Source organism: Enterobacter sp. ZOR0014 (assembly GCF_000798855.1).
Lineage (GTDB): Bacteria > Pseudomonadota > Gammaproteobacteria > Enterobacterales > Enterobacteriaceae > Enterobacter > Enterobacter kobei.
The window spans coordinates 1-12,598 of the sequence record NZ_JTLF01000302.1 but is presented as its reverse complement, the minus strand read 5'-3'; the positions used below and the strand labels follow the sequence as shown (position 1 = coordinate 12,598).

13 protein-coding genes are annotated in these 12,598 nt (G+C 51.3%); 12 read left to right on the top strand and 1 reads right to left on the bottom strand.

Translation table 11 applies throughout. From position 1 onward, the window contains the following. Positions 1-229: 229 nt before the first annotated feature. Genes L977_RS15720 through L977_RS15670 form a run of 11 tightly spaced genes read left to right on the top strand, consistent with a single transcriptional unit; the run spans position 230 to position 10,800 of the window. Positions 230-670 (top strand): Rid family hydrolase, encoded by a 441-nt coding sequence (locus L977_RS15720; RefSeq protein ID WP_052192647.1) that lies wholly within the window; start codon positions 230-232, stop codon positions 668-670. Next, on the top strand, positions 663-1,853 hold the full coding sequence (locus L977_RS15715) for an MFS transporter (RefSeq protein ID WP_052192646.1): 1,191 nt from the start codon (positions 663-665) through the stop codon (positions 1,851-1,853). The genes L977_RS15720 and L977_RS15715 overlap by 8 nt, the downstream gene beginning before the upstream one ends. Before the next feature lie 48 nt (positions 1,854-1,901). After that, positions 1,902-3,152 carry a cation:proton antiporter gene (locus tag L977_RS15710; protein WP_052192645.1) on the top strand — a complete coding sequence of 417 codons (1,251 nt, stop codon included), beginning with the start codon at positions 1,902-1,904 and terminating at the stop codon, positions 3,150-3,152. A 4-nt stretch (positions 3,153-3,156) separates the two neighbouring features. Next, positions 3,157-3,420: an acyl carrier protein gene (locus L977_RS15705; RefSeq protein WP_014884442.1), complete on the top strand. Its 264-nt coding sequence runs from the start codon at positions 3,157-3,159 to the stop codon at positions 3,418-3,420. A gap of 2 nt (positions 3,421-3,422) precedes the next feature. After that, positions 3,423-4,868 carry a class I adenylate-forming enzyme family protein gene (locus tag L977_RS15700; RefSeq protein ID WP_052192644.1) on the top strand — a complete coding sequence of 482 codons (1,446 nt, stop codon included), beginning with the start codon at positions 3,423-3,425 and terminating at the stop codon, positions 4,866-4,868. Between the two features lie 9 nt (positions 4,869-4,877). Next, positions 4,878-5,561 carry a hypothetical protein gene (locus tag L977_RS15695; protein ID WP_045269271.1) on the top strand — a complete coding sequence of 228 codons (684 nt, stop codon included), beginning with the start codon at positions 4,878-4,880 and terminating at the stop codon, positions 5,559-5,561. 56 nt (positions 5,562-5,617) lie between these two features. Continuing rightward, complete coding sequence (locus tag L977_RS15690; protein ID WP_231563603.1) at positions 5,618-6,736, top strand: beta-ketoacyl synthase N-terminal-like domain-containing protein; 1,119 nt, start codon at positions 5,618-5,620, stop codon at positions 6,734-6,736. Positions 6,737-6,751: 15 nt separating this feature from the next. After that, complete coding sequence (locus L977_RS15685; RefSeq protein WP_045134950.1) at positions 6,752-7,240, top strand: hypothetical protein; 489 nt, start codon at positions 6,752-6,754, stop codon at positions 7,238-7,240. Positions 7,241-7,259: 19 nt separating this feature from the next. Next, complete coding sequence (locus tag L977_RS15680) at positions 7,260-8,951, top strand: NAD(P)/FAD-dependent oxidoreductase (RefSeq protein ID WP_023330843.1); 1,692 nt, start codon at positions 7,260-7,262, stop codon at positions 8,949-8,951. 42 nt (positions 8,952-8,993) lie between these two features. Beyond that, entirely contained in the window at positions 8,994-10,304 is a 1,311-nt protein-coding gene (locus L977_RS15675; protein ID WP_023330842.1) for an aminotransferase class III-fold pyridoxal phosphate-dependent enzyme, read from the top strand. Position 10,305: 1 nt separating this feature from the next. Beyond that, the gene (locus L977_RS15670; protein ID WP_023337497.1) at positions 10,306-10,800 is read left to right on the top strand and encodes a flavin reductase family protein; all 495 of its coding nucleotides are present in this window, start codon (positions 10,306-10,308) and stop codon (positions 10,798-10,800) included. Between the two features lie 42 nt (positions 10,801-10,842). Here the strand turns inward: L977_RS15670 and L977_RS15665 are convergent, their stop codons facing one another. Then, a complete protein-coding gene (locus L977_RS15665; protein ID WP_047626133.1) occupies positions 10,843-11,451 on the bottom strand; it encodes a glutathione S-transferase family protein in 609 nt (202 codons plus the stop codon). 170 nt (positions 11,452-11,621) lie between these two features. Here L977_RS15665 and L977_RS15660 point away from each other — a divergent pair, with 170 nt between their 5' ends. Then, a complete protein-coding gene (locus tag L977_RS15660) occupies positions 11,622-12,530 on the top strand; it encodes a LysR substrate-binding domain-containing protein (protein ID WP_047626132.1) in 909 nt (302 codons plus the stop codon). Positions 12,531-12,598 lie beyond the last annotated feature (68 nt).

The following is a 12,598-nucleotide window of genomic DNA, read 5'->3' as shown; positions in this document are numbered from 1 at the left end:
GTAAAAACTCGCGGTTAAATAAAGGAGTCATTATTTTAATACTCAGCTCATTTAATTGCCGTTATCTGCGGGAAATTTTTTGCCTTATTTATCATTTAATTTTATTAATTTAGATATTGATTGGTTAGCTGTGCTTACAGCTTATCCAGGAAATGCTTACTTAATTACCTGCTAAATTTCAGGTCAATTTTTTGTTATTTTTTCTGGACAAATTTGATTGGGTTGTAATATGTTTGTTTCACCTTGTGATGAAAGGCATGACATTGTGGAATCAAAAAGACTTATTACTTCTGGCAGCAGCTGGGAGGAGGCTTTCGGTTTCTCGCGAGCGGTAGAAACAGACGGTTGGCTATATATTTCGAAAACGGGACCTCTTAATTCTTGTGGTGAGATTGAATCTGATGATATCTCACTGCAAACGGAATGCGTTCTGAATAAGATCAAGGGGATACTTGAATCCAGTGGTTATGCAATAGACGATGTAATACAAAGCAGGCTGTATCTGACTGAAATTGAAGAATGGCAGCAGGTAGCGCGTATCCATGGGCACTATTTCCGTGATTCCCGACCTGCATTTACGTTATTGCATGTCTTACCGTTTCCCGAGAAAAAAATGAAAGTAGCAATTGATATTGTGGCAAAAAAAAGACAGGGGGCGATTAATGAGTGATATCGCGCAAGAAAATCCGGTTTCGCCGTTATTTATCTGGTTCGCCAGCATCGCGGCGGGTACGGCTATGGCAAATAACTATATTCTTCAGCCCGTATTGCCCGCTATCGCGGCATCTTTGCAGTTGCCTCTGTTTTATACCGGCTTCATTGCGGCGAGCATGCAAATAGGTTATATGCTGGGAATACTGTTTCTTGTTCCGCTTGGAGACAGCGTTAACCGTAAGAAACTGATTATTTCTCAGTTTATTCTCCTCTCACTTGCGCTCTTCGCCGCTTCCCTGACCCGTCAGCCGTTGCTCCTTTTTAGCGCGGGAATGGTGACAGGCGCCATGGCGACAAGCGCAGTGCAACTGAATGCGCTTGGATTTCACATTACGCCAAAAGGCGCTACGGTCGGACTGATCACCATGGGCATTTCGGCAGGAATTTTGCTCGCGAGGCTCGTGGGCGGCAGTCTGGCCGATGCGCTTGGCTGGCGAGGGATGCTGGCCATCGTCGCAGCCGTTATGGCCTCCATGGCGCTACTGGCCATCAGATGCCTGCCTGATGTTAAACCCGCAAGGGAGACGGGGTATCTGAGCGTCATGGTGCAATTGCCGGGCTTGCTGCGTAACGTGCGGCTTATTGAATCTGCCGTCACCGGAGGGGCATGGTTTTTCGTCTTTAGCCTGTTATGGGTGACCATCATGCTTCATCTGCAAAGACCGCCACTCCATCTGCCAGCGGGAACAGCCGGATTATTTGGCCTGGCGGGTATCGTCGGTCTTGTACTGGCGAACTATGCGGGGAAACTAGCTGACCGCTTCGGGTGTCGCAGCGTGATTTTTGGCGGAATGGTATTTGTGGTTGCGGGAATAGCCATACTATTTCTTTTTCCTGCGTCCTTACCGGGAATTACGCTGGGCATTATATTATTCGATTTAGGGTGTTTTGCCGCGCAGGTGGCTAACCAGACGCGGGTTCTCGGATTACATCCGGATAAAAGAAGCAGCCTCTATGCGCTTTATATGTTCTTTTATTATGCATTGGGCGCAGCCGGATCCGTTACCGGTCCGTGGGTTTATGAAAGGTGGGACTGGCAGGGCATCTGTTTGCTGAGCCTCGTTATGGTGATGATAGCGATGATAACCACCGCGATGGGGTATTTTAACGAGAACAGCGTCGCCCACGTTTCGAACTAAACACTTTTAATATCAATAAACTCAACGCTAGCATTGGCGGGGATACCCATGTTTATTATTCAGCTTTCGGTAATTGTTTTTGCCTGCTATGTCGTCGGCAAACTTATGGAGCAAATAGGTCAAACACAGGTTATTGGCCATATTGCTGCAGGCGTTTTATTGGGACCGACTTTCTTTCCCGGGATAATGTCTCTGTTCTCATTTCAAACGTATTTATTTAGCCAGGAGTCGCTGACCACCATAGATAAGCTGGCGAATCTGGGCATGATTCTGCTCATGTTCGATATTGGGTTGTCGCATTTTCATGGTCATAATCATGGCCGTCGAAAGCAGACTATCGCTGCATTGAAAATAGCGTTCCTGGGCATGCTGCTGCCGTTTATCGGTGGCATGTTAGCGGGAAATTCGGTACATGCCGAACTGGCGCCACAAACCGATCGTCTTTTATTTAATATCTTTATGGGAACGGCGCTGGCGGTATCCGCTCTGCCGGTCATTGTGCGAATCATTGAAGATTTAAAAATGCTTCACCTGGCCATCATTCCTCCCGTCATTACCGCTGCCATTCTTACCGATGTGGCAGGCTGGGGGATTTTGGCTTTGGACAGCGTATTTGCCGCGGTTGAAGGAAAATCTGATTCGCTGTGGTCGTATTTGGCGGTCGTGACGGCAGCCCTGGTACTTTATGGGTTGGTGACCGGCAAAGTCGTGGTCCCCCTGCTTATACGGTATGCGCACAGGCCTGAGATGAGATTTCCGGCGATCATTTTTTGGATTTTGGTCAGCGCGTGGGGAGCGGAGTATCTTCACCTGCACAGTGGTTTCGGTGCCTTGCTGGCGGGCAGCATGTTCGCGCGGATCCCCGGGTTAGCGAAGCAATGGCATGCGAGTATGAACGGTTTCATGCACTATCTTTTACTTCCCGTGTTGTTTGTCAGCGCCGGTCTGAAAACGCATTTCGACTTCAGTATGGCAACGCAGGACATTGCCTGGATAATTGGGTTCACCTTACTGGCATTTATAACCAAATTCAGTGGTGCTCTGCTCGGGGCGCGTATTTCAGGATATTCCCTTCGTGAAGCCTCCATGATTGGCGCGCTCATGAATACGCGTGGTCTGATGGAGCTGGTTGTGCTGTCTATCGGGCTCGAATTGCATCTTATTTCACAACGAGTCTACTCCATTATGGTCATCGTGGCGCTCGTGGTAACGGCAACCACACCGCCAATATTACGTTGGTTAAATAAAGAATCATCTTCCGCTGTAGTAAATAAAACACTTGAAAACATTAAAGGGTAAAATTATGAAACTGGATATGCCTGTAATTGTCGATCGTATTAAAGAAATCATCGCTGAACGTATTGGTCTGGATGTCGAGCGCGAAGATATTGCTGACGAGACCGGTCTCGCCTCAATGGTAGGAATGGATTCTATTGGATTTGTAGAATTACGCTTCCAGTGTGAGGAAGAGTTTAATATTAAAGTTGAAGATAAAGAGTTTTCGCCCGCGAATTTTTATTCGTGCCAAACCCTTTCGCGTTTCATTATGAATAAGCTCGGAGCCTGAGAATGTTAACGCGAGCAGAAGAATGTGCCGCATTTGTTCCCTATGAGCCTGCCGGTTTATTTTCTCCGGTGCAGGCAACGTCTGCGGTGGGGACCAGCGGCACTGAAGGAGAGAGTTATCAATACTATGTCGATTACTGGCAGCGGCAGAGTCTGGAACCCGGTCGGGTGGTGCTGATAGCGATGCCGAACTGCCCGGACTTGATGTATATGTTCTTTGCCGTCCTCAACAGTGGCTTTGTGCCTGCGCTGATCCCGCCGCTCACGCCAGCAGAACGCATCCTGCAGATGCTTGAGGACTTTGCGGCGGGGGCGCTGGTGCGTACGCCGGTTCAGCCAGGACGATGGCAGGAGCTGGGCGTAAGCGCAGCTGAACCCCTCGGGTGTTGGCAGGTGGGAAAATGCCGTGATGGCGGACCCGTACAGACACAGCCGGGGCAGGTCGTGATAGCCACGTCCGGCACGTCGTCGTCGTTCAGCAGCGGCTGTGTCCATCATTTTGATTCGCTGCGGCGTAACGCGCTGCGTCATGCCAAAAGTATCGGCATGAGCGCCAGCGACAGGGTATTGATCAGTTTGCCGATGTGCTATTCCACCGCGCTGGTTGCCCAGATGATTGCTGCCCTGGAGACGGGCTGCGAAATTGTTATCAGTGGACCTCCGTTTTCTGTACCCCATTATCTGGATGATTTACAGCGATACGGCGTGACCCTCAGTTCGCTCACGCCCGTATTGCTGCGACAGTTGAACGCCTGGGAAACAACGCTTCCGCCGGGGTTAAACAAACTGACGATTGGGGGCGATTTGGCTGCGCCGAATGAGGTGGAAGCCTTTTTACTCCGACAGCCATGGCTTGAGTTATATCTGACTTATGGCATCAGTGAGGCCGGACCGCGGGTGTCGACATGCCCGGCTCATCTGCTGGGGAGAGGATATTATGCGTCAGCCGGACGTCCTATTGACCAGACGGACGTTCGTATCCTGCCCGGTGCAGACGGCCAGGACGGGCAGGGGGAGTTGCTAATTAGTTCTGATACGTTGCTCGTCAAGCGCATTGGGCGCGGTAACCGACAAACGTTCATTGAGCTTGATGGCAAACGCTGGCTTCGCACCGGAGACATCTTCTTCCAGGACGCTGATGGGTTCCTGTTTTTCAAAGGCAGAATCAGTGATTTTATTGTTATCAGGGATGAGAAAGTCAATATCGGCGCCGTTAAGCAGCTGTGCCGGGAAATTAAAGGGGTGATGACCTGCAAGACCCAAATTGTCAATGAAGGGGATCAAATTGCGGGATTCGATATTGTTTTGACCTGCGATGAATCAGTGATCAATGAAACCAATTGCCAGCAGCACAGTGCCAGCCTGCTGAAAAAGCTCAAACGCCACGAACGGCCACGTAATATAAACTTTGTTTATTGTGGCGCGGCCTCTTTAACACAATATAAGTAAGGTGATGTTATGAATGATGAACTTCGGGAACTGGCACGGGCAGTCATTGAAAAATATCACCTGGCAAGCCTTGATGATATTCTACGTGAAGTTCCAAAAACAATGTGCCATGTCCTTCAGGAATCAGATGTGTTTGAAACATGGCCGGCAGACATCGTTCGCCTCAAATTTCCTGAGGAGCATTGGGATTATTATATTTCACGTTACGAGCATTTTCGCGACGAGGTCATACGTAACCTGACACCTCAGGATTATCTTCGTGAAATGCTGGGTCAAACACAGCGCTTGCCCTGCTTCTGTTCGGAAATGGCCGATGTCTCGGCAATACTGTATAGCCAGATAATCAACAAGCCAGTGTATTCTCTTCGGAATATTTTTGTGAATTATCTTTATTTGCCCCGCCCCTGGCATTGTATTAATGCAGTGGTGGAAGATGAACGCATTCGATATTTTGATATTTCTGCTTATGCACAGGTTCTGGACCGTAAAAGAAGGAAAGTGGTTAAGCCTGCCGAGCTCGAAGGATTTGATGCGACAGACATCGCATTTGATTTTATTGAAAGTCCACGCTGGCTTCAAAAAGAACCTTATCAACGAAAGATAGAATTAACGGCAGGCGAGATTAAAGATAATTTTTCTCCTTCTCCGCTTGAAGATAAACCTTCAAACGAATTTTTGCGCGCGTTCCACTGATATATCGTTAATTCACTTTAACCAGCTTACCGTACTATTTTGCGGTAAAGGAAAAAATGATGACTACTACAACGTATGTCGCCAATGTTGTCGGCATGGGATGGACAACTGCGTCTGGCGATCGTATCGAGGATGTTTTCCAGACTTTACTGGAAAAACAAACCGGTATTGCGCCTGCGCCATCGGATCGAGGCTTGCGTACCGATCTGGCCGCCATGCTGCCGGGTGAATGGCCTGCCGAAATGCGCGAAAAATTGATCGCTCTGACGAAACGCACGGCCCGCCAGGCGCTAGAGGATTCGGGTGCAGCAGAACCTGTGCCGGAGGAGCGACGCTTTTTGATTGTCGGAACCAGTCTGGGATTCCGCCTCGACAGCGAGGCGTTTTGCCGGGAGCCGCTCGACGGCTGGGTCAACGAGGTGGCGGAGTCGCTGGGAATGGAAGGGATAGCCCTTTCTACCGCCTGCTCCTCGGGCTCGGATGCTCTTCTTCTGGGGGCGCATTTAATTGCAACGGGGCAAGCCGATCTGTGCGTGTGCGGCGGCGCCGATATTCTTACTGATTCAAAACGTCTGGCCCATAGCGCATTAGGCACGCTCTCACTTTCTACCCTGAAATCGTTCGATGCTACACACGAAGGAACCATTCTCGGAGAAGGGGCCGGTTTTCTGGTGCTGCAACGAGAAGGCGGCTCTGCACCACGCGTGCTGGCAAGGCTTGTCGGTGCTGGGGCGTCTAACGATGCGGCAGGCTTGACCGCGCCGGATGAGCAAGGCAATGGTATCCGCCTGGCATTGCAGCGTGCCCTGACGCAGGCGGGACTTGAACCTGGCGATATTGCGCTTATTAATGCGCACGGTTCGGGTACCCTGACCAACGATCGGGTTGAAAGCAATGCCTATAACCAGTTTTTCACACATCGTCCCTGGGTCTTCGCGACGAAGGGCAATTTTGGCCATACGCTGGGGGCGACAGGGGCGCTGGAAGCCATCGCGCTCATTCATAGCCTCAATGCGGGCACGATCCCTCCGGTGTATGAACTGAAAAAGCCGATTGATGGCCTGCGTTTTAATTTACCTGCCGCGCAGCCTCAGCCCTTAACGGGAAAGACCGGGTTAAGCATGACGATTGGGTTTGGTGGTTTTAACACCTGCCTGATATTTACCGTAATGTAAAAGGTGGGGCAGCTAATGAAGATCGTTTCTACGAGTACCGCACGCTCATTAATCTGGTCAGATTTAGATGAGACCTTGCGCCGGGGGCTAAAAACAGCCGACCCATTGTCTTTAAATGTGCTGTTTACTGTCGATGAACTTTATCAACAGCACCAGGCATTGCTGGATAATCATCTTGAAAGCGTCGGGATTATTCAGTTTGGCACGGCATTCCCGGTGAATACCAGTGAGAAAATTATTCATGACATGGCAATAAAATCGCGCGTCTCTCCGGTCGATTTTATTAATGCCAATGTTGGGGCACCTATTTCCATTTGCTGTACGCGCTATCGCTTTCAGGGACCCACCATGGTGCTGACAATGCCGCAGCGCACTGGCAAAGAAATTGCCCTGTCTCTGGCGAGAGAATGGTTAACACAACAGGCAACATATCTTTTTCTGATTCAGGCAGATCACACGCGTGAACATGAAATCGAAATAACAACTCAGTTAGTCACTCAATAATATTATTAAGGGTAAAGCAATGAAACAAAGTCATTATGATGTGGCCATCATCGGGAGCGGTATTGCAGGAACCATGCTCGGCGCTATTCTGGCAAAACAGAAATTAAACGTGGTAATTATTGACGCCGGTACCCATCCTCGCTTTGCCGTCGGGGAATCGATGGTGCCGGAAAGTGCTGTACTGTTGAAAATTCTGGCGCGTCAGTACAATATTCCTGAGCTGGCGTGGCCGGGGGAAATTCACGCGCTGATGGAAAATATTGGTACGTCGAGCGCCGGTATTAAACTGGCGTTCAGCTTTGCATGGAACGGTAAGAATAAAGCGCATAATCCCCAGGACGTTGTGTCGACACCGGTATTGTCGCCGGAAGCGCATCTGTTCCGTCAGGATGTTGATGCCTATTATCTGGCGCTGGCCGCACGTCTGGGGGCCGATATTCGCCAGCAAACCCGCATCCAGTCGATTGAAGAAACCGGCGACGGGATGCTGCTGGATCTGGGAAAAGAGCAGATAAAAGCCAGGTACGTCGTGGATGCAGCAGGCTATCGTTCACCGGTTGCCGATAAGTTTGGCCTGCGCGAGGGTGCACGTGAGATGCAGAGCCGTACGCGTTCGTTGTTCACCCATATGACAGGGGTCAAACTGTATGAAGACGTCATCGCCTCAACGGACGTGACCGGTTCGCCGACCCCGCTCTCACAGAGCACGCTGCACCACATGTTTGAAGGCGGATGGCTATGGATTATTCCGTTCAACAACCACCCCTATTCGACCAATACCTTATGCAGCGTCGGCCTGCAGTTCGATATTGATAAACATGGTCCCGCAGGCGATCCGGAAGAAGAGTTTACCCGTTTTCTCGATGAGCACCCCTCCGTTGCCCGTCACTTTGAGAGCGCGGCACGGGTACGCGAATGGACCGTTGCACCTCGTCTGAATTACACCAGCCGCGAAAGCGTAGGGGAGCGTTATTGCCTTTTAGGCCATGCAGTGGGCTTTGTCGATCCGCTGTTCTCGCGCGGGTTGGTGAATACGTTCGAATCGATTCTGCGCGTCGCGCCTAAAATTGTTCGTGCCGTCAGACAGGATGACTGGTCAGCAGCGAATTTCGCCAGCTATCAGGATTACAGCCTGGAAGTGGTGAAGGTAAACGACAGGCTGGTGGCAAATTCATTCACCGCATTTGATAGCTTCCCACTGTGGAATGCGTGGTTCCGTATCTGGATTAGCGGCAGTTACATCGGCGTGTTGCGTCTGCGTAAAATCCTCAGCGACTATCAGCAGCACGGTGATGACGAGCGGCTTGAGAAGGAATTTGAAAGCGCAACCTATCCGGGACATCTTTCCATTGAGAGCCCTTACTATGAGGCTATTTTCGATAAGGCCTGCGAAACAATGGAAGCCTATCGCGCCGGTAATCTTCCAGAAAAAGAGGTGATTGCTACGCTTCATTCGCTTTTTGCTGACAACCGCGAGCATTTCCCCATCGATTTCTCTGATTTCACCAATCGTTACCTGTCCCGGGCAACGGAGGAATTTGCCGATTCTCTGTTCTACTGGGCTCACAACGCGCCTGGCGGAATCGGGCACTTGTTCGACCGCGGAGATAAACCGGTCCGTTTCGATTTCCTCGATCCTTACCGCTATGGCGATCGTCAGCAGTTAAACCAGCATGCAGATGCCATGTTGCAACAGGCGCGTCATCAATAACCTGACGGGCGGTTGTTCCGACCGCCCCCTGAGGAGAGCGTTATGGATACTGTAGTCGAGCAGCTTTTGCAGCGACGGGAGGGTGCCGTCGCCCGTGGTATTAACCAGATGCATCCGGTTTATATTCAACGAGCGGAAAATGCGGTGATGTATGACGTCAACAACCGTCGCTACATTGATTTTTCCGGCGGCATTGCCGCGCTCAATACCGGCCATCTTCATCCCAACGTCATCGCGGCCGTTGAGCGCCAGCTGCACCAGTTTACCCACAGCTGTTTTGCCGCCACCCCTTATGAATCGTATATCGCGGTGTGTGAACGTATTAACGCCTTAATGCCTGGAGATTTTGACCGACGGAGTTTTCTCCTGACGACGGGGTCCGAAGCGGTGGAAAGCGCGCTTAAGGTTGCCCGCGTGGCCACGCGGCGAAGCGGTGTGATTGTTTTCAGCGGTGCCTATCACGGGCGTACGTTTATGACCCTCGCGATGAACGGCAAAATTGCGCCCTACAGCCAGGGGATGGGGATTATGCCCGGCCCGGTCTTCCGGGCACCCTTCCCGCAGGGAGAGACGGAGCGTGATATTGCTCAGGCGCTGGCGGGCCTCAAGATGATATTAACGAGCGACATTGCCCCCCAGGATGTGGCCGCCATCGTCATTGAGCCCGTTCAGGGAGAGGGCGGGTTTTACGTCGTGCCGCCTGCGTTTATGCGTGCTCTGCGTGAACTCTGTGACCGGGAAGGCATCGTGTTAATCGCGGATGAAGTTCAGTCTGGCGCGGGGCGCACGGGGACGTTCTTTGCTATGGAACAAACCGGTGTTGACGCCGATTTAATTGTGTTCGGTAAATCCGTTGCCGGCGGGCTTCCGCTGTCTGGCGTGGTGGGTCGTGAGTCGCTTATCAACCAGGTGGCACCGGGCGGTCTTGGTGGAACCTGGGCAGGCAACCCGCTTTCCTGCGCGGCGGCGCTGGCGGTACTTAAGCTCTTTGAAGAGACGGACCTGCTGGGCGCAGCCCGGCGTCTGGGTCAACGTCTGCGCTCCGCCTTAGTGTCCATTGTCAGCCCTCTGTCTATTGGCTATGAGATACGCGGGACTGGCGCCATGATTGCGCTGGAGCTTTTTTCTCTGGAGCATGGAGAGCGAACGCCGGCGACCGGGCTTATCGATCGGTTAGTCAAAAGCTGTGCCCGTGAGGGGCTTATTCTTCTTAAATGCGGCAAACAGGCAAATGCTATCCGCTTTTTAATGCCGCTAACGATTGAAGACAGCGTTCTGGATGAAGGGCTGACAATTTTTGCCGGCGCGCTGCAGCAGCAGGTCGCGTCTTCAGGCTTAGCAGAGGTGAAATAATATGGCGCAGTTTGATAGCCGAACATTACGGAACGTATTTGGTCAATTCGCAACTGGCGTGTGTGTCGTGACCATGATGGATAAAGATAACAATTTCCATGGGCTAACCATCAGCAGCTTTAATACCGTCTCCCTGGAACCCCCGCTGGTGCTCTGGAGCCTGCGCAAGCAATCCTGGTACGCTCAGCATTTTCTGGAGGCGGACGCCTTTGCGATAAATGTCCTGTCGGGCCATCAGCATCAGGTTAGCGATATTTTTGCCAGCGCGGGGAGCGACAAATTTCATCGCGTAGACCACCGGGTCAGCGGCTTTAAACTACCTTTGATTGACGGGGCACTCGCGCATCTTGAATGTAAAATGTGGCGTCAGGTAGACGGTGGCGATCACTGGATATTCATCGGTGAGGTGGTGGATTCGTTACATACTGAAGGTGAACCGCTCATCTTTTTCAACGGTCGCTATGCCACCACAGCGGGTCTGTCGATTCCTGCCTAAAAAAAAGGGGCTGAAAAGCCCCATAACACGCCGAGCGAAGCGTTAACTAAAAGGGTATTTTTTAAATGCCGCCTGGTTTTCGAAAACGTTGGCAACCGCCTGAATCTTTTTAAAATCCCCGGCGTTAACGACGTGAGGGATCATTGACTGAATAAATGTCCAGATAACCGTACTGGTGACAGCAACCTGATCGGCCACCGCATTTTCCGGACGGGCTTCCAGCAGCGCGTTCCATTCCCGACAGGCAGCCAGCAGCTGGACGGTAATACGTTCTATCCACGGATTATGTTGTTTCTCCGCCGGGCGCAGGTTGTGTTCGTACACATTTTGCACAGCTTTCTCCGCGGCGGCGAGGATAAAGCCCAGCGTCTGGAGATCGTTCGCCAGTGCATCCGGCGTCACGGGCAGGAGTCTCCGTTCAGGCGCGGCCTGAGACTCAAAATAATTCAGTATGAGAGACGAGTCCATCAGACGTGTTCCATTCTCCAGAACCAGCGTTGGCGCTTTTACCGCAGGGTTAATCCGGGAAAATTCCTCAAATGTGCTGAATACGGACAACGGCTGGCTTTCAAACGCAACGCCATAAAGTTCCAGGGAGACCGCCACGCGGCGTACATAAGGAGAATCCATCATGCCAATCAGCTTTATCATGATTCCAGTTTTCCTGTCTGTGTGAAAAAACGCTTCATTGAAGATGATAAACAGACATTACAATAAATTCGTTATGGCGAATATCATCAGTATCTTACGGCCTGAGTTAGTATTACTGACAGATTGGCCGGTTAGCGTTTATCAGATTCAGTCTATGAGGGAGTGGTTTCATGTCGGATTTTCCACCTATCGCAAGTTTGCGTAGTTTTGAAGCTGTGGCTCGCCTTGGCAGCGTAACGCTTGCGGCGAAAGAGCTTCACGTTACCCATTCCGCCATCAGCCAGCAGATTAAAGTGCTGGAGGAAATGGTGGGGGTGAAGCTGTTTATCCGTCATGGGCGAGGGGTGCAGATCAACGAAGAGGGGCGTCTCTACGCGTTACAGGTGCGCGAAGCGCTGAATCATATCGCAGATGCTACCCGGTTAGTGCAGGTGAAACCGAGAATACTGGAACTGACGCTGGCGATGGTGCCGTCTTTTGGTTGTCACTGGTTGTTGCCGCGTCTGGAGCGGTTTCGGGAAAAATATCCACACATCACGCTGCGGATCCAGGCCAGTCTGACGATCACCAGCATGCAGCAGGAAGGGATAGATGTGGCGATACGCATGGGGAAAGGTAACTGGGAAGGAAGCGACTGCCATTATCTGTTTTCAGATGAACTGATTGTGGTTGCAGCACCCGGTTATAACGGCGGCATCCTCCCGGCAACCCCAGCAGAGGTGGCAAAGAGTAAAATCATATTCTCCATGGAGTCGTGGAAAACCTGGTGTTTCAATGCTGGACTGGAAAAAGATATTGTGCCCGGCGGGTTATGCATTAACGACTCGAATTTAGTCCTTGAGGCTGTCAGACTCGGTAAAGGTATCGCGCTGGAACGTCGCTCTCTGGTACAGGATGCCATCAACCGGGGCGAGCTGGTCCAGCTTACCCCTTTCACTGCACCTTATCCCTGGCCTTACTGGCTGGTGACATCGCAGTTAACGGAAGCGAAACCGGAGGTGGCTCTCTTTAGTGAGTGGCTGGATGAGGAAGTGGCGGCCTGGCGTCAGTTGACAGGGGCGGTGGAAAGTAACGGCTAACAGAAAAGCAAAAAGCCTGCTCTAAAAGCAGGCTTTTTAAATTTGGCTCCTCTGACTGGACTCGAACC